The following is a 17,054-nucleotide window of genomic DNA, read 5'->3' as shown; positions in this document are numbered from 1 at the left end:
GCGCCCGCGAATGAGCGGGCCAGGATGCAGGCGGAAGCGAAGCCCGCTGCCGCAAGGCCCGGCGCACTCCCGCCCTCCTACCCAGGTGGGCAGGTCGCCCGCGGAGGCCAGATCGGCTTGCTGGGCAACAGGGATTTCATGGACACGCCGTTCAACATCACCAGTTACACGGCGAAGAAGATCGAAGATCAGCAGGCCAGCACGATAGCCGACGTCGTCAGCAACGACCCTTCGGTCCGTTTCACCGGTCAGACCGGCGGCATTCTCGACTCCTTCTTCATCCGCGGCTTTCCGATCGGCGAGGGGAATGTCGGAGAAATTGCCTTCAACGGTGTCTACGGTGTTGCGCCGAACTACCGTGTCTTCACCGACTACGTCGAACGGATCGAGATCATCAAGGGCCCGACCGCGCTGCTTTACGGGATGGCCCCGAACAGCAGCGTCGGGGGCACCATCAATATCGTCCCGAAGCGTGCCTCTGATGTCGATCTCACACGGGTTACGACCGACTACGCGACGAACAGCCAGTTCGGCACGCATCTCGACGTCAGCCGACGGTTCGGCGAGAACCGCGAATTCGGAATTCGCGTCAATGGCAGCTATCACAATGGTGATACGCCGCTGGACAACCAGAACCGGGAGGCGCATGTCGGCGCCGCCGCATTCGATTATCGCGGTGAGAAATTCAGAGCATCGCTCGACTTCATCGATCAGGAAGAAAAGTTCGACGCGCCCACGAGACCGTTTCTGGTCGCAACAGGCGTAGCTGTCCCGACCGCGCCGGTCGGGAGGCGCAACGTCACGCAGGCCTGGGAATGGGCCAAGGTTCACGACAACTCGCTGCTGGCGCGCGCCGAATACGATGTGACGGAGTCCGTGACGGTGTTCGCCGACGGCGGTGGCGGCAGGACCCAGGTCGATCGCTTGTTCGGCACGCCGACGATCCTGAACGCTGCCGGCAACACCACGTCGACACCGGGACGATTCAAATTCGATATCGACAGGAATGTCGCCGACGCCGGTGTGCGCGCCCGGTTTGAAACCGGCGCGATCAGTCACGCCGTGAGTTTCCAGGGCAGCTACTACACGGATCAGATCTCACGGGGCTCTGTGTCCGGAACGTCGGTTCTGTCCAACATCTATGCGCCGATCGCCCGTCCTGAGCAGCTCGTTGCTGCTCCCGCGACTGTTCCGAAGCTTTCGGATACCGAATTGACCGGCCTGGCGCTGGCTGACACTTTGTCGGTTTTTCAGGAGCGCCTTCAGCTGACCGTCGGCGTGCGCCAGCAGGGGGTGAAGTCCAACAACTTCAATACCACCACGGGAGCGGTCACGTCCTCCTATGACCAGACGGCGCTCACGCCGATGGTCGGCCTCGTCGTCAAGCCCTGGAGCAACGTTTCGCTCTACACCAACTACATCGAAGGGCTCAGCAAGGGCGATGTCGCACCGACGACCGCGAGCAATCAGGGGGAAGTTCTTGCGCCTTACTTCAGCAAGCAGCACGAGGCAGGCGTCAAGGTCGACTTCGGAATGCTGGCCACCACGATCAGCGTGTTCCAGATCACCAAGCCGTCGGGACAATTGGGGGTCGACAAGATCTTCCGGGCCGACGCCGAACAGCGCAATCGCGGCCTGGAGTTCACCGTATTCGGAGAGGTGCAGCCGGGCATACGAGTCCTTGGCGGCGTGACGTTGATCGATGCAGAGCTGACAAAGACAAGCACGCCAACCAATCTCGGCAAGACGCCGATCGGTGTGCCTCAGGTGCAGGCAAACCTGTCCGCCGAATGGGACACGCCGTTCGCACCCGGACTGACGTTGGTCGCAAACACCATCTATACGGGACACCAATATCTGGATGCGGCGAACACGCAGGTCGTTCCGGCCTGGACGAGGCTCGACCTGGGTGCCCGCTACAACACGCGGATCAACAACCGGCCGGTGACGCTGCGGGCCCTGGTTCAGAACGTGTTCGATACCAATTACTGGGCTGGCGTGGCGAGCTTCTCCGCATTGTCGCAAGGTGTCCCGCGAACCCTGCTATTGTCGATGTCGACGGATTTCTGAGGCGGGTCGGCTTTGACGCGTGCAACGGCGATGTTGCCGGCCCCGAACCTCACCGGACGCGCACGGCGCGGGCTTCTGTGGGCTCATCGATGGCTCGGATTGCTCGGCGGCATCGTCGTGGTGCTGATCGGCCTCACGGGTAGCTTCATCGTCTTCTATCGGGAAATCGACGCCGCCCTGAACCCGGCGCTTTACACTCCCGCCGGTCGGGAACGAGAGGCTACGCTGAGCGAGGTGATGCGCGCCGCCGCGGCAGCGGATCCCGCGCCGATAGCCACGATCCTCGCGCCGGATCGGACCTGGCCGGTCTGGGTCGTGATACATGCGCATGAAACTGCGAAAGGCCGCTACCCGAATCGCTGGACGACCATGGTCGATCCTTCGAACGGGAAGGTGCTCGGGCGGCGTGACTACATCAACGCGTTTTCCCTCAAGGTTTATCGTCTGCACTACACGCTGCTGCTCTACGAGTGGTGGGGCAAAGAGCTGGTCGGCGTTGTCGGGTTCATGCTGCTCGGCCTGGCCATGTCAGGCCTCATCTTGTGGTGGCCGAGGCCGGGTCGATTCTGGCGATCGGTGTCGGTCCGGAAGGACGTTTCGCTGCTTCGATTTGTTTTCGACCTCCACGGCACGGCCGGCTTTTGGGCGCTGCTCGCGCTCACGGTGATCTCGATGACCGGCGTCGGGATCATTTTTCCCGACGTCGTGCGTCCCATCGTTGGCCTTGTGTCGCAACCGACAGCCGATCCGTCGCCGCGGATCGAAGCGCCGCCCCCCACGGGGACACCGCCGCTATCACCCGATGCGATCATGCGGAGCGCGCAAGCGGCCAAGCCGGGCATGGCGGTTGCCATGCTGAGCCCGCCCACCGAAACGCGCAACACGTGGCGGGTGCAGTTCCGGGCCGCGGGTGTTGATCCCGCGGTACGTGCCCGGGGGGCGATCTGGCTCGATCCATGGAGTGGCGCAGTGGTGCACGATCGCACTTCGGCCGCGATGTCGATGGGGGATCGCTATCTGGCCGAACAGCTCTGGATCCATAACGGCGCGACGTTCGGGCTGATCGGGCGCCTGTTCGTGTTCGCAACCGGCTTCGCACCTCTCGCCCTGTTCATCAGCGGCGCGATCATGTGGCTCAAGAAGCGTCCGGGAAGGATCAGGACCGGCCGGCGAGTCTAAAGCGCGATGAGCTTGGAATGAATCCTTATCGCGCTTTAGGTTGTTGTTTGAGCATGATCTTTTCGGAAAACCGCTGCGCACTTTTCCGGATCATGCTCTAGCGCCGCACGATCGAGCCGGAGCGGCCGATCAGGCGGGCGAGGGCGCGGAAGCGGCTGCCGACGCGGTCGGCGACGAGGTCGACGAGCCGGTGCTCGAACACCAGCATCAGATTGCGGCCCTGGCTGCGGAAATGCGTAGCCGGCAGCACACCCGGGCGTGCTGCCGAGATCAGATGGGCGACGCGGAACGCCGCGCCCAGCAGACGGGCACGTTCGAGCTGGGCCGGTGTCAGCAGTTCCTGCATGGTCACCGGCGGCTGGTTCTCCTCGCTCAGGCCGGCATAGCGGTAGAACACGGACAGGCCGACGAAGGCGCGCTCGGTGTGGGTGATTGCGCCGAAATTGCCGTTGACGACCAGGCTCAGCGTCTGCTCGCCGCGATGGTCGGGATGCACGCGCCAGCCGATGTCGGAGAGCAGGCACGCGGTGTGGCGCAAGCGGCGGTCCTCTTCGGTCTCGCGCAGCTTCACCACGCGCGCGAGGCGGTCGGTCCAGGCGATCAGCTCGCGGGCGTGCTTTGCCGAACGCGACAGCAGCTGATTGAGCTCTTCCGCGGCGCAGATCAGCCCGTCCTTGTTGCGCTCGGATTCCGACAGCTTCTCGTGCAAGAGGCCCTCGCGCACGCCGAAGGTCGAGAACACGATGGACTTGGGTTTCGCCACGCGGATGATGTGCTCGAGCACCAGCGCCGCATAGGTGAGGAGCGGGCGCCTGGCATCCGCGACGATCTCGATGTCGGCCAGCATGTCGGCGGCCGCAAGCCGGCGGAGCCGACGCGAAAAGTCCAGCGCTTCAGCTGCGGAAATGGAGTAGCCGTGCATTACCTGGAGCGGATAGCCGCTCTGGATGATGTGGATGCGCGCCAGCGCGCGCCAGGTGCCGCCGACGGCGTAGAAGGTGCGGCCGCGGCCGGCGGTGAGTTGCGGCACCTCGTCGAGCTCCTCGCGCACGATGCGGTCGGCGCGCTTGAGCGATTTGTGCGCGAGGTCCTGGAGCGCGAGGCCACCGAGCGGCAACGTCACGCCGCTGCGCACGCTGTTCTTGCGCACGTCGATCAGCTCGAGCGAGCCGCCGCCGAGATCGCCGACAATGCCGTCGGGATGATGGATGCCGGAGATCACGCCGAGCGCCGACAGCCGCGCCTCGCGCGGGCCCGACAGGATCTCGATCTTCACGGCGCAGATGCGCTCGGCTTTCGCGATGAAGTCGGGGCCGTTGGAGGCGTCACGGCAGGCTGCGGTCGCAATCGCAAACACGCGACCGACCTGCATGACGCGGCACAGGGCCCGGAACCGCTTCAGCGAGGTCAGCGCCTTGTCGACGGCATCGGGCGCAAGCAGGCCCGTGCTCTGCACCTCGCGCCCGAGGCCGCACAGCGTCTTCTCGTTGAAGATCGGAATGAGGCTCCGCGTCAGTCCCTCGTAGACGACGAGACGGACCGAGTTGGAACCGATATCGATGACCGCGACGCTCGAGCCGCGCTTACGCGGCCGCTTCACGTCCTCGATCCCGGATCAAGACTGATGACGTTCATTACGGCGCGTGAGACGGCGCGGCGAGGATTCCTTGAGCGACTTTCCACGGCCAGATAGACTCGGATTTGTCATGAAGTAGTTGTGGACATTGAAAGGCTCCTCGCCCTTCGCGGTCTTCATACGCGTCGAGGACCCGTCCGGCAACAATTGCCAGCTCTGCTCATTGTCCTTCAGATTCGCGACCATGATCTGTTCGAGAACCTGCTGATGCACCGTGGGATTTTGCAGCGGACACAGCACCTCGACGCGGCGGTCGAGGTTGCGCGGCATCATGTCGGCCGAGGAGATATACACAGCCGCTTTCGCGCTCGGCAGGCCCTGGCCCATGCCGAAACAGTAGATTCGGCCGTGTTCCAGGAAGCGCCCGATGATCGACTTGACGCGGATGTTCTCCGACAGGCCTGGAATGCCGGGCCTGAGGCAGCAGATTCCGCGCACGACGAGCTCGACCTGGACGCCGGCTTGCGAGGCCTCGTAGAGCGCGTCGATGATGTCGGGGTCGACCAGCGCATTCATCTTCATCCAGACCGCGCCGGGTCGGCCATGCCGCGCATGCGCGGTCTCGCCTTGGATGTGCTCGATGATGCGCTTGCGCAACGTCAGCGGCGACACCGCCATCTTTTCCAGATCGCTCGGCGCGGCATAACCGGTGATGAAGTTGAACACGCGCGCCGCGTCGCGGCCGATGGTCGGATCCGAGGTGAAGTAGGAGAGGTCGGTGTAGATACGTGCGGTGACGGGGTGATAGTTGCCGGTGCCGGTGTGGACGTAAGTGGTGAGGCCGCCGCCCTCGCGGCGCACCACCATCGAGAGCTTCGCGTGCGTCTTCAGTTCGAGGAAGCCGTAGACGACCTGCACGCCGGCGCGTTCGAGGTCGCGGGCCCAGCGGATGTTGGCCTCCTCGTCGAAGCGCGCCTTCAATTCGATCAGCGCGGTGACGGACTTGCCGGCTTCGGCGGCTTCCGCCAGCGTGCGCACAATCGGGGAGTTGTTGGAGGTGCGGTAGAGCGTCTGCTTGATCGCGACGACATCGGGATCGCGGGCGGCCTGCTGCAGGAACTGCACCACCACGTCGAAGGATTCGTAGGGATGATGGACGACGAGGTCCTTCTGCCGGATCGCGGCAAAGATGTCGCCGCCATGCTCGCGCACGCGCTCGGGATGGCGCGGTACGTAAGGGGTGAATTCGAGATCGGGCCGGTCGAGGCGGGTGAGCTGCGAGAGCTCGTTCATGGCGAGCACGCCGTCGACCAGGAAGACCTCGTCGTCGGCGGCCGACAGCGCATGCTGCACGAAGCTGCGCAGCTCCTCCGGCATCTTGCCGTCGATCTCGAGCCGGATCACGGACCCGCGGCGGCGGCGCTTCAGAGCGGTCTCGAACAGGCGGACGAGGTCTTCGGCCTCTTCCTCGATTTCGAGCTCGGAGTCGCGGATGATGCGGAAGGCGCCCTGGCCGTGGAGATTGTAGCCGGGGAACAGGCGGTTGATGAACAGCCCGGTCGCCTGCTCGAGCGAGATCAGCCGCACGACCTTGCCCTCGGCCGGCAACCGGATGAAGCGGTCGATCTTGCCGGGCATACGAATCAGCGCGTTCATCTGCTTGCCGTCGGCGGCGCGCGTGAGCTGGAGCGCGATGGTGAAGCCGAGGCTCGGAATGAACGGGAAGGGGTGAGCCGGGTCGATCGCGAGCGGGGTCAACAGCGGAAACACGTTGTTGAGGAAGTAGTCCTCGACCCAGGTTCGTTCCGCCTTGGTGACGTCCTTGCCGTCGACCAGCACGATGCCGACGTCGGCCAGCGTGCCGCGCAGGTCGCGCCAGATCGCCTGCTGGTCAGAGGCAAGCTGCGAGACGGTGCGGTTGATCAGCGCGAGCTGTTCGGACGGCGTCAGGCCGTCGGGGCTGCGCTCGGCGATGCCCTCGCGGATCTGGGCCTTGATGCCGGCGACGCGGACCATGAAGAATTCGTCGAGGTTATTCGCTGAAATCGACAAGAAACGCACCCGCTCCAGCATGGGGTGGCTGGGATTGACCGCTTCCTCGAGGACGCGGCGGTTGAAGTGCAGCCAGGAGAGCTCGCGATTGATGAAGCGCTCGGGACTTGAGGCAATCGCCGGCAGGCCCTCGGTCTCCGGGGCTTTTTCTTTAATTTCAACAGCTTGCGCAGAGTCCATCAGAAGTCGATCCATCCAGTTCGCCTCAATTTGCGACTTATGCGCAAAACCGGCGGGAGCATGTGTTAGTCCGATGACGTTTCGATGACATTGATGTTCCGCCGCTGCGCCGCGTCAAGCGGCCTTGGAGCCAAGGCGGAAGGGTCAGGCGTCCCGAAGCAGCTCGGCGGCCAGCGCCCGCGTGACGGGGCGACCGAGGCGCAGGGCCTCGCTGTCGAGCAGCTGCACGGCCTCCCGCGCGGCCGCCGAGGACCGCTCCAGGCGGGTGGCGAGGTAGCTGACCACGCTCTCATCCACGGTGAGCTGGCGGTCGGCGCAGAACTTGACGATCAGGCCGCGGAAGAGCTGGTCGTCGGGCGGCAGCAGCGAGATCACAGGCACCGCGCGCAGCCGCGAGCGCAGGTCGCGCAGCTCGATCTCGATCGACGCCGGTACCTCGCGGCCGGTGAAGAGCAGGTAGGCCCCATCCTCGCGCGCGAGGTTCATCAGATGAAACAGGGCCCGCTCGTCGAACTGTTTTGCCCTGAGATCCTCGACCACCAGCGCGCCGGTGGCGAGCGCGCCCGGGACGTTTTCGGCGGTCAACCCATTGGCTGTGGTCGAGCGGGCGCCGGAAGCCTCGGCCCAGATCGCGGCGAGATGGCTCTTGCCGCTTCCTTCCGGGCCGGCCAGCCACATGATCCGGTTCGGCCATTCAGGCCAGGCATCGATGAGGGCAAGACCGGCTTCGTTGGCGGGGCCTTCGAGAAAATTGTCCCGGCTGAGGCTTTCCGCGTGCGGAAGCGAGAATGCCAATTGTCGGGGATGAACGCGGCCTGCCACGCTTGCTGTGCTCCGTGCCGGCGCGCCGGCTTCGTTTGAAGAGATTCGACGTCATCGAGCGGGAGTTGGCCTTTTGCGGGGCCGCATCCCGGCTCATTTGGCCTCGATCGTGCTACTTGGCCTCGATCGTGCTCATGTGCCGCAGCCACTCGACGAGATAGAGCGACACGGAAGAGAGCGTGAAGACCGTGACGAGGCCCATCAGGATCATATCATAGGGCGCCGGTTTGAAGCCGAAAGCGAGGGAGGCCAGCACCAGCGCCGCGTAGGCCACCTGGGCGGCGGTGTTGAGCTTCGACACCTTCGACGGCTTCATCTCGACCGGCTTGTCGAACAGCCAGGACACGATCACGGCGGCGACGATCATGATGTCGCGCGACACCACCAGGATCACGATCCAGCGCGGGATGTCGCCCCAGATCCCCAGTGCCAGATAGATCGAGACCAGCAGCGCCTTGTCCGCGAGCGGATCGAGCAGGGCGCCGAGCTCGCTCGTCATGTTGAAGCGCTTGGCGAGGAAGCCGTCGACCGCGTCGCTCACGCCGGCAATGAGGAAGACGGCGAACGCAACCTCCATTTGGCTCGACACGATGGCCCAGACGATGATTGGGACCAGCATGATGCGGCCCAGGGTAATGATATTCGGAATACTCACGCGGCGCTTCCTGGCACCCGGCCTGATCTCGAATCCGGCCCGTTTGAAGGCTGAACCGGTTGATATCTACATAGTATAGGGCGGGGCGCCACGCTTGCCATTGCGCGTCCCCGGAATTCGACGTAACCAGCCGCAAACCCACTGGAAATCGGGCATGACCGACCGCAAAAACGGCCTCACTTACGCCGATTCAGGCGTCGATATCGACGCGGGCAACCGCCTGGTCGATCTGATCAAGCCGATGGTGCGCGCCACCGCGCGGCCCGGCGCCGACGCCGAGATAGGCGGATTCGGCGGCCTGTTCGACCTCAAGGCGGCCGGTTTCAAGGACCCCGTCCTGGTTGCCGCCACCGACGGGGTCGGCACCAAGGTCAAGATCGCGATCGAGACCGGCCTGCATGGCGGGATCGGCATCGACCTCGTCGCCATGAGCGTCAACGACCTCGTGGTGCAGGGCGCCGAGCCGTTGTTCTTCCTCGACTATTTCGCCTGCGGCAAGCTCGACCCGGAGGCGACCGCCTCGATCGTCGCCGGTGTCGCCGAAGGCTGCCGCGAATCCGGCTGCGCCCTGATCGGGGGCGAGACCGCCGAGATGCCCGGCCTCTACAAGGACGGCGACTACGACCTCGGCGGCTTTGCCGTCGGCGCCGCCGAGCGCGGTACCTTGTTGCCGCGGAAGGACATCGCCGCGGGCGATGCAGTGATCGGCCTTGCCTCGTCTGGCGTGCACTCCAACGGCTTCTCGCTGGTGCGCAAGATCGTCGAGCAGTCCGGCCTCAGCTTCGAGGCGCCGGCCCCGTTCGCGCCGGTCATGACGCTCGGCGGCGCGCTGCTGACGCCGACGCGGCTCTACGTCAAATCCTGCCTGCGTGCGATCCGCGAGACCGGCGCGGTGAAGGGGCTTGCCCACATCACCGGCGGCGGTTTCACCGACAACATTCCGCGCGTGCTGCCGAAAGATCTCGGCGTCGGTATCGATCTGGCGCGCCTGCCGGTGCTGCCGGTGTTCAAATGGCTGGCTGCCCAAGCCGGCATCGCCGAGCTCGAGATGCTGCGCACCTTCAACTGCGGCATCGGCATGATCGCGATCGTCGAGCCCGACAAGGTCGATCAGGTCGTGCAGGTCTTCAGCGATGCCGGTGAGACGGTCGCGCAGCTCGGTACCGTGATTCCGGCCGAGGGCGAGCATCGCGTCGTCTATAACGGCCACCTCGACCTGGCACCGTGATGACTGGCGCTGTGATGAAGCGGCGCGTCGCCATCCTGATCTCCGGCCGCGGCTCCAACATGTCCGCGCTGATCAGGGCCGCTGCTGCGGCGGAGTTTCCAGCGGAAATCTCGCTCGTCATCTCCAACAAGGCCGACGCTCTCGGGCTCGAACGCGCAAAGGCGAGCGGCGTCAACACGCTGGTGATCGAAAGCAAGCCGTTCGGCAAGGACCGCGCCGGCTTTGAAAAGCTGCTGCAGGCCGCGCTCGACCAGCACGGCATCGAGCTGATCTGTCTCGGCGGCTTCATGCGCCTGTTCACGGCCGAGTTCACCAAGGCCTGGTATGGGCGGATGCTCAACATCCATCCGTCGCTGCTGCCGTCATTCCCTGGTTTGGACCCGCACGGTCAGGCTTTGCGCGCCGGCGTCAAACTGTCTGGCGCGACAGTGCACTTCGTGATCCCCGAGACCGATGCTGGCCCGATCGTGATGCAGGGTGCAGTCCCCGTCAGCGACCACGACACGGGCGCTACGCTGTCGGAGCGCATTCTCGAGGTGGAGCATCGCATCTATCCCGAAGCGCTGCGGTTGCTAGCGACCGGCAAGGTCCGGATCGAGGGCGATGTGTGCAAGACGGCGGGTAGCGGGCCGTCGGAGAATTTTCTGGTTTCGCCGGTGGTGCGCTGAAGCGCCGTCGCACCGTGTTTCGTCTTCGCAAACAAAATCCCCCGGCAGAGCCGGGGGCATCGTCATGATCTCTCGCGCTAAGCTTTGAGAGACATCAGGAGACCTTGAGGTTCTCCGCGGATGCTTTGCCGCGGTTCTCCACGAGGTCGTATTCAACCACCTGGTTCTCATTAAGGGTCGAGAGTCCGGCACGCTCGACGGCCGAGATATGGACGAACACGTCCTTATCGCTGCCGTTCGGCTTGATGAACCCATAGCCCTTGGTCGGGTTGAACCATTTGACGGTGCCCTTTTGCGGCATCGCTCATCTCCTCCACTAGATACAAAAAAGACGCAGCCGCAGTTTCGCGTGCCACGCCACAAACGGGCTTCCGGTAGTCTGTTCGAGTCTCAATGTCGCGAAACGCACAGCCGAGCGGCCAATTCCGATTGTGTCCAATATTGCAACATGAAATTCGCGCGTTAGCAAGCGGTGCACGGCTTTCAAGATCGCGGCGGGTGTCGCTGTCTGCTATTTGCGACCTGTGGCAAGGGAACCACAATCGAGGCAATAGCCCCGCTCCAGCGCGCCAACCGGTTGACCCTGCGTGGCAGTTCGGCACAAATCGCCGCAAGCGCGCGCCGTTCGTGTTGCATTTTTGCGCTCCGCCACTTTGCTTCGGGATTGGTCGTTATGCGCTGCGCCCTGCAGCTCTCCGGGACACGGCAGACGGTCGGGCTGGGCCGTGTCCGCCGGATCGCGGCTGCGCTCGTCATGGCGTTTGGACTCGTCGTGATGATGTCGGCGACATCAGCGTTTGCGCAGAGCCCGACGCCCACGCCGACCCCGACCCCGACACCCGCGCCGTCACCGACCCCCATGCCGACCGCGACCAATTACGACCAGTCGGCCGGCAACAGTGCGCTCAATCTTGGCTCCAATTTCCTGGAGCGGCTCGGCAACCAGGCCTCTAGCGGCGTCAACCGTGCATCGCGCACCAATCCCGGTGGGGGCGGCGCCTCGGCGAGCACGGAGGATCCGCTCTACCGCACCTGGTTCGAAGGCTATGGCATCTCGGTCCGGACCGACGCGCAGGGCGATTTCCTTGGCGACAAGCGCAAGACGTTTGGCGGTGTCGCCGGCTTCGGCGCGCGGGTCGCGCCGGGCGTCAATCTCGGCTTCTCCTTCGACCAGAGCCATACCGACATCGACGTGCCGCTGGCGCTCCAATCGGCGACGCTCGACCTGACGCAAATCGGTTTCAACGGCTCGGTCGACAAGGGACCGTGGACCTGGGCGTTCGCGGTGGTGCACGGTTTCGGCAAGGTCCGTTCCAGCAGGGACACGGGCGTTGGTCTTGCGACCGCGGGTTATCGTGCCGCGATCGACGGTGGCCTGACCGAGATCAGCTATTACTGGACCAAGGACCAGATGCGCATCGTGCCCAAGGGCGCGCTCGAATATGTGCGCGCCACCAGCGCCGCGTTCCAGGAGGCCGGAGGGCTCGATCCACTGAACGTCGGCTCCACGGCACTCTCACGCGCGCGCGTGATGATCGGCGCGGAGATCGGGCGCTACTTCATTTACGACCAGAAGATCCTGGACCTGTCGGCCTACGGCAAGTTCGTCGACAATTTCTACCAGAACCTGGGATCGGTTCAGGTCAGCCTGGGAACCCAGAGCATCGTCGTTCCCGGCATCGGGGAGAGCCGTTACGGCATGGATGCCGGCGCCTCGGCCTCGCTCAGCCTCACGAGCGTCGCGCGGCTCTACATCAACTATGACGGCAAGTTCCGCAACGAATTGACGTCGCATCAGGGCACGGTCGGCTTCGAGTACAGATGGTGAGGGCGAAGCGCGCCCTGCGTCTACGTCGGCGTTGCCGCGACATAACCCGTTAGCCCAAAGCCCTCGCGCGCGGCCGTCATCATTGGCACCAGCGCATTCGGATGGATGAACTCGTCGCGGAAGCAGGGATAGGTCTTGGCATCGAAGATCTTCTTCAGCCAGTCGACCACGATCTTGTGGCGCTCGGAGTTGCGGAATTCCTTGTGATAGGTGAGCCAGAGATCGGCGTGGTGGCTGACACCGAGATCGACGGCAACGAGCGGTGCGCCGAGCGCGATCGACACGGTCGGCAGGAAGCCGATGCCGGCGCCGCGCTCCACCGCATAGAGCACGCCGACCGAGGAGTTGGTCTTGATTCCGACGATGCCTTCGAGCGACTTCAGTCCAAGCACGCGGGCGTAGGCGCCGTCGTCGACCTGCGGCGCGCTCTGCTTGATGATGCGATGGTTCTTCAACTCGGCGAGGGACGCCGGCACGCCGTAGAGGTTCTCGTATTCCCTGGAGACGAAGGGATAGATGTGCAGGCGGCCGAGCTTGGCGACGATCAGGTCGGGATTGGTCGGCGGCTCGAGCTGGATCGCGATGTCGGATTCAAGCCGGGCGACGTCGGCCTGCTCCATCGCGCAGCGCAGATCGACGGTGATCTTGCGATAGGTCTTCTGGAAATCGATCAGCCGCGGCAGGATCCAGAAATTGCCGGGGCCTTCCGTCACCGCAACGCGCACCGTGCCTGACGTGTCGTTCGACGATCGCGAGGCACGCCGGAAGACGTTGAAGGCATGACGCTCCATATGCGCGACGTCGGCGATCATCGCAGCGCCTTCATCGCTGAGCGTCAGTCCGCTCTGGTCGCGCAGGAACAGCTTGCAGTCGATGCTCTCTTCGAGCCGGTCGATCCTGCGCATCAGCGTGGTGGAGGTGAGGCCGAGTTCTTCGGCCGCGTTGCGGAAACTTTTATATTTTGCGCACGCTAAAAAGAGTTTCAAATCGTCCCAGGACGCGTCCAGGGCTTCTTCACGGTGCTGCATCAAAGCAGCACCCCGGTGCAATAACTGCTGCATACGCCAGATCCCCAACCGCTAAGGTCATCGTCATAGCGGGGCACTAAATCCTCGGACGATAGAGGGGTGACATGAGTATGGAAAGGGGCTCCTTTGCCGCAAGGCATGATTTCGATGCATTGCCGCTCAGTCCGGACGTCGATGTCCGATGTGCGCAATCTTCCGAAATTGCTGCGCTTTCTGAAATGGCGCACCGGCTGGTGCCGGGTGTGCAGATCGGAACGGCAGAGCTTGCGCGATATTTCACGTTCGATCCTCAGAGCATCCTGACATTCAGTCGCAAGGGCAATCTGGTCGGCGGCATGGCCTTCTTGTTCCTCAACGACCGCGGACACGATGCGCTGCTGCTCGACGAGATCTGCCTGACCGCACCCGAAACGCGCTATCTCGCTTCCGCGAAGGAAGACGTTGCAGCGATCTACATCTGGGCGATCGCGGCGACAGGCCGGGGTATCGCCGGTCTCGGCAAGGCCGCGGCTCATCTACGTCAGGTAAGGTTTCGCGGCGCGGATTGCTATGCGCAGCCGTCAACCGTGGCCGGACGCGACATCATGAAGGCGACGGGATTCGACCCCGTCCCGAGCTTCCAGCCCGATCTCTGGTGTTACGAGCGGCCCTGGCATCGGCAGCCGATGCGGATGCCGGGCGCGATCATCCAAACAAGGAGTTTTGCAGATGCACGGCACTAGGATTCCCCTCGCCAAGCCCGACTCCCGCGCCATCACCATTCGCCTCGCGCGCGATCCCAACGACCTCATGCTGGTCACCGCCATTCGCGCGGCGGTCTATCTCGCCGAGCAGGATTGTCCGTTCGACGAGGAGTTCGACGGCAACGACATGGTCGCAGCGCACTTCATCGGTTACGTCGGCAACGAGCCTGCGGGTTGCCTGCGGGTACGCTTCTTCGGGGATTTCGCCAAGGTGGAGCGGCTCGCGGTGCGTCATCAATATCGGCGCTCGCGCGTCTCGTTCAAGCTGGTTCAGGCGAGCGTCGACTATGTGAAGCGCAAGGGCTTTCGCAAGATCTACGGCCAGGCGCAGGACCGGCTGGTCGATTTCTGGGCTCATTTCGGCGCCAAGCCGCTCGGTCACAACCGCAAGATCACCTTCTCGGATTTCTCCTACACGGAGATGCTGCTGGAGATCGAGCCGGGGCCGGACGCCATCACGCTGGACAGCGATCCCTATGTGATCATCCGTCCCGAGGGCGATTGGGACCGGCCCGGCGTGCTCGACGCATCCGCGGGGCGGGCGGTGACCTCGCCGCTACGGGACCTCGCACTCGCCGATCACTGAAATTGGTGCAGCTCTGCGCAAGACAATGCTGGCTTCCATTACCGATGATCCGTCGATCCTGGTCTGTGCGGATCTCCAGGTCGAATATCTGACCCCCGGGCGTCGCCATGTCATCCTCGACGGCGAAGCCGCCACCGTGCGCTGCCTGGAGCTCCTGACACTGTGGCGCACCAATCTCTGGCCGGTGATGCATCTGAAGCGCATCGCCCAGGCGGCGTGGTTCAATCCGGCATCCAGGCTGACCGATTGGATCGCGGAGGCGAAGCCGCGGCCCGGCGAAATGACTTTCGAGCACCCGCTGCCGTCGGCCTACAGCTCTTCGCGGTTCGTGGACTACATGTCCAATATCCGCAATGTGCGCTGCATTCTGGTCGGCTTTTCCCTGGACGAAACCATCCTGGCCACCGCCGTCGACGGGTTTCACCGCAGCCATCGCTACCAGATCGTCACTGACGCCGTGGCCTGCCGGCAGCCGGGCACGGGCGATGCCGCCGTCTACAAACAGTCGGTGGTGAATGTGATCGGGAATTTTGCTACAGTCCATGCCAGCGCCGAACTGATCAGAACCAGCGGCGCCATCGCGGTCTAGGCGGCCGTGGTCGGCGGATGGATGGGGTGGGACATTGTCACGGGGGGACGAGCTCAAGGAGCTGGCAAGCGATTTGTCGCGTGCTGTGGAGACGGCGCGCAGCGTCGGCTTGCCCACGACGGTCTATCTGCTCTCGATGGCGCTGGTGGAGGTGAGGGAAGCCGCTCGCGCTGCCGACGAAGAGGATGACGACGGCGCGGCGTAGGGTTTCGGGCCTGCGGCGAAAGCGTTTCTCTCAGGATCGGCCGATGGCGCGCATCAGGATATCGGATGCGTCATCAGCGTTGTCGCCCGCGTAGGCGACGAATTGATCGGGCCGCACCAGGATCAGCCGCGCCTCGTATTTCTCGCGTCCGCCTGATGCGGTGTCCCTGATCACCGTCAGCGGGATGCCAAGCCGCGCGGCGGCTTGCTCAAGAGCTGTTGCCGCGGCGCCGTCCGTCAGATCGATCAAGGTGAAGCCGTCGCCCAATTCCTCGAACACGTTTTTGCCTGACGACAGAGGTTGCGGGGTGAGATGATGACCTGCGCGCGCCGGATAGGCGTGCGAGCCGATCGCGCTGCAGACAGCGCCGGCCGGACCAAAGACGATTGGTGACCCCTCGTAATTCGGCTCGAAGGCGTTGACCTCGGCGCGCGCGCCGGAGTGCCGCTCGTGCCAGGCGGCCTCGAAATCCGCCCGATCGCGCGCCGGATCGTGCCGGCGAAGAAAATCGCGGTCGCGGAAGATCGGAGTCTCGATGAAATCGCGCGCAGTGGACGCAAACACCGGACGCCGCTCGGCATCGTAGCTGTCGAGCAGACCGGCTGGCGCCCAGCCTTGCAGCGTCGCGGCGAGCTTCCACGCCAGATTTGCGGCGTCCTCGAAGCCGGTGTTGATGCCATAGCCGCCGTAGGGCGGATGGCTGTGCGCGGCATCTCCGGCGAGGAAGACGCGGCCGGCGCGGTAGCTGTCCGCGACCGTGAAGCGAAGATCCCAGAATCCGATGTGCTCGAACTCGATGTCGAATTGTGCGCCGGCGGCATCGTGCAGCAAGCGTCGGAAATCGAAATTGTCGGCGGTGGCGTCCGCGGGAACGGGGGCATGGAAGAACCAGGTGCTGCCGAGATCGACCCGGCCGAAGAACTTCCAATAGCCCTCGAGGTCCGGATGCAACACGCTGTAGAACGACTTGCCTGGAAAGGCCTCGAGCAGTCGATGCAATTCGACGGAGCGAAACACCAGCAGCACCATCAGCCGGTCGTGGTCGGAGCGGGTCTGGGTGATGCCGGCGCGTTCGCGCACGATCGATCGGCTGCCATCGCAGCCGATCACGTAGTCGGCGCGAAGGCTCTGCATCATCCCGTCGCGATTTTCGATGTCGAGGCCCACGCCCTCGGCGTCAGGCCGGACATCCCGGCAGGTCCAGCCGTATTGCAGGTCAATGGAGGGAAGCTGTGCCGCCCGTTGCCGCAACACGGCTTCGGTCGCGTATTGCGGCAGGCGTTCGTTGTCGGTGAAATAGAAGGGGCGGACGAGCTCGCGCTGCAGCCAGTTGTAATTGTGGCCGCTGAGCAGCGTCCCGTAGCTGGTCATTCCGCCGATGCCGTAGTCGGGAGGAATGGTGCGGGCCGCGCGCAGCGCTGCCTCCGCGCCCCAGAAATGGAAATGCTCCATCGTCCGCTGCGTGAGGTTCTGTCCCTTGGGGATCGGCTGCGGCTGTTCGTGGCGTTCCACGACGATGGTCTTGATGCCGCGCTGGCCAAGGCCGATCGCCAGACCCATCCCGACCGGTCCGCCGCCGACGATCACGACGGGCGCGTCGCTATCCGCTGAAGCCTGCCTCACATCGCTTCCCCACGATTGTCAT

At 64.1% G+C, this 17,054-nt stretch carries 16 protein-coding genes; 9 read left to right on the top strand and 7 right to left on the bottom strand.

Going from position 1 to position 17,054, the window contains the following annotated elements; translation table 11 throughout:
• Positions 1 to 24: 24 nt before the first annotated feature.
• Together AB7G19_RS24875 and AB7G19_RS24870 are read left to right on the top strand one after the other, a co-directional pair.
• A complete protein-coding gene (locus tag AB7G19_RS24875) occupies positions 25 to 2,070 on the top strand; it encodes a TonB-dependent receptor (RefSeq protein ID WP_441268177.1) in 2,046 nt (681 codons plus the stop codon).
• 30 nt (positions 2,071 to 2,100) lie between these two features.
• Entirely contained in the window at positions 2,101 to 3,249 is a 1,149-nt protein-coding gene (locus AB7G19_RS24870) for a PepSY-associated TM helix domain-containing protein (protein ID WP_439037338.1), read from the top strand.
• A gap of 97 nt (positions 3,250 to 3,346) precedes the next feature.
• On the opposite strand, the gene ppx is transcribed toward AB7G19_RS24870, so the two are convergent.
• From ppx to AB7G19_RS24850, 4 genes are all read right to left on the bottom strand, one after another.
• Positions 3,347 to 4,849 carry an exopolyphosphatase gene (gene ppx, locus AB7G19_RS24865; protein WP_041957841.1) on the bottom strand — a complete coding sequence of 501 codons (1,503 nt, stop codon included), beginning with the start codon at positions 4,847 to 4,849 and terminating at the stop codon, positions 3,347 to 3,349.
• Positions 4,850 to 4,864: 15 nt separating this feature from the next.
• Entirely contained in the window at positions 4,865 to 7,057 is a 2,193-nt protein-coding gene (locus AB7G19_RS24860; RefSeq protein ID WP_439037339.1) for an RNA degradosome polyphosphate kinase, read from the bottom strand.
• Positions 7,058 to 7,201: 144 nt separating this feature from the next.
• On the bottom strand, positions 7,202 to 7,879 hold the full coding sequence (locus AB7G19_RS24855; RefSeq protein WP_439036365.1) for a chromosomal replication initiator DnaA: 678 nt from the start codon (positions 7,877 to 7,879) through the stop codon (positions 7,202 to 7,204).
• A gap of 112 nt (positions 7,880 to 7,991) precedes the next feature.
• The gene (locus AB7G19_RS24850) at positions 7,992 to 8,534 is read right to left on the bottom strand and encodes a CDP-alcohol phosphatidyltransferase family protein (RefSeq protein ID WP_063983669.1); all 543 of its coding nucleotides are present in this window, start codon (positions 8,532 to 8,534) and stop codon (positions 7,992 to 7,994) included.
• 154 nt (positions 8,535 to 8,688) lie between these two features.
• On the opposite strand from AB7G19_RS24850, the gene purM reads away from it, so the two are divergent.
• Positions 8,689 to 9,762, top strand: a complete 1,074-nt coding sequence (purM, locus tag AB7G19_RS24845) for a phosphoribosylformylglycinamidine cyclo-ligase (RefSeq protein WP_354179782.1) — start codon at positions 8,689 to 8,691, stop codon at positions 9,760 to 9,762.
• A gap of 14 nt (positions 9,763 to 9,776) precedes the next feature.
• Positions 9,777 to 10,430 carry a phosphoribosylglycinamide formyltransferase gene (gene purN / locus AB7G19_RS24840; RefSeq protein WP_038957360.1) on the top strand — a complete coding sequence of 218 codons (654 nt, stop codon included), beginning with the start codon at positions 9,777 to 9,779 and terminating at the stop codon, positions 10,428 to 10,430.
• A 94-nt stretch (positions 10,431 to 10,524) separates the two neighbouring features.
• Here purN and AB7G19_RS24835 read toward each other — a convergent pair whose 3' ends face one another.
• Positions 10,525 to 10,731, bottom strand: a complete 207-nt coding sequence (locus tag AB7G19_RS24835) for a cold-shock protein (RefSeq protein ID WP_007591938.1) — start codon at positions 10,729 to 10,731, stop codon at positions 10,525 to 10,527.
• Positions 10,732 to 11,103: 372 nt separating this feature from the next.
• Between AB7G19_RS24835 and AB7G19_RS24830 the strand changes: the two genes are divergently transcribed.
• Positions 11,104 to 12,258 (top strand): autotransporter outer membrane beta-barrel domain-containing protein, encoded by a 1,155-nt coding sequence (locus tag AB7G19_RS24830; RefSeq protein ID WP_441268176.1) that lies wholly within the window; start codon positions 11,104 to 11,106, stop codon positions 12,256 to 12,258.
• Between the two features lie 20 nt (positions 12,259 to 12,278).
• Here AB7G19_RS24830 and AB7G19_RS24825 read toward each other — a convergent pair whose 3' ends face one another.
• The gene (locus AB7G19_RS24825; RefSeq protein ID WP_071914600.1) at positions 12,279 to 13,319 is read right to left on the bottom strand and encodes a LysR family transcriptional regulator; all 1,041 of its coding nucleotides are present in this window, start codon (positions 13,317 to 13,319) and stop codon (positions 12,279 to 12,281) included.
• Positions 13,320 to 13,390: 71 nt separating this feature from the next.
• Between AB7G19_RS24825 and AB7G19_RS24820 the strand changes: the two genes are divergently transcribed.
• From AB7G19_RS24820 to AB7G19_RS24805, 4 genes are all read left to right on the top strand, one after another.
• Complete coding sequence (locus tag AB7G19_RS24820; RefSeq protein WP_208086453.1) at positions 13,391 to 14,008, top strand: hypothetical protein; 618 nt, start codon at positions 13,391 to 13,393, stop codon at positions 14,006 to 14,008.
• Positions 13,995 to 14,615, top strand: coding sequence for a GNAT family N-acetyltransferase (locus tag AB7G19_RS24815; protein WP_063983664.1), 621 nt, complete (start codon positions 13,995 to 13,997; stop codon positions 14,613 to 14,615). The genes AB7G19_RS24820 and AB7G19_RS24815 overlap by 14 nt, the downstream gene beginning before the upstream one ends.
• Positions 14,616 to 14,640: 25 nt before the next feature.
• Positions 14,641 to 15,204: an isochorismatase family protein gene (locus AB7G19_RS24810; RefSeq protein WP_208086454.1), complete on the top strand. Its 564-nt coding sequence runs from the start codon at positions 14,641 to 14,643 to the stop codon at positions 15,202 to 15,204.
• Positions 15,205 to 15,277: 73 nt separating this feature from the next.
• Entirely contained in the window at positions 15,278 to 15,409 is a 132-nt protein-coding gene (locus AB7G19_RS24805; RefSeq protein WP_256468603.1) for a hypothetical protein, read from the top strand.
• Between the two features lie 30 nt (positions 15,410 to 15,439).
• Here AB7G19_RS24805 and AB7G19_RS24800 read toward each other — a convergent pair whose 3' ends face one another.
• Positions 15,440 to 17,032 carry an FAD-dependent monooxygenase gene (locus tag AB7G19_RS24800; protein ID WP_441268175.1) on the bottom strand — a complete coding sequence of 531 codons (1,593 nt, stop codon included), beginning with the start codon at positions 17,030 to 17,032 and terminating at the stop codon, positions 15,440 to 15,442.
• Between the last annotated feature and the right edge of the window lie 22 nt (positions 17,033 to 17,054).

This window comes from Bradyrhizobium sp. 215_C5_N1_1, assembly GCF_052075935.1.
In the GTDB taxonomy this organism is placed as follows: Bacteria; Pseudomonadota; Alphaproteobacteria; order Rhizobiales; family Xanthobacteraceae; genus Bradyrhizobium; species Bradyrhizobium barranii.
Note: the sequence above shows the minus strand (reverse complement) of the source record. Positions and strands in the feature narration are given on the sequence as shown.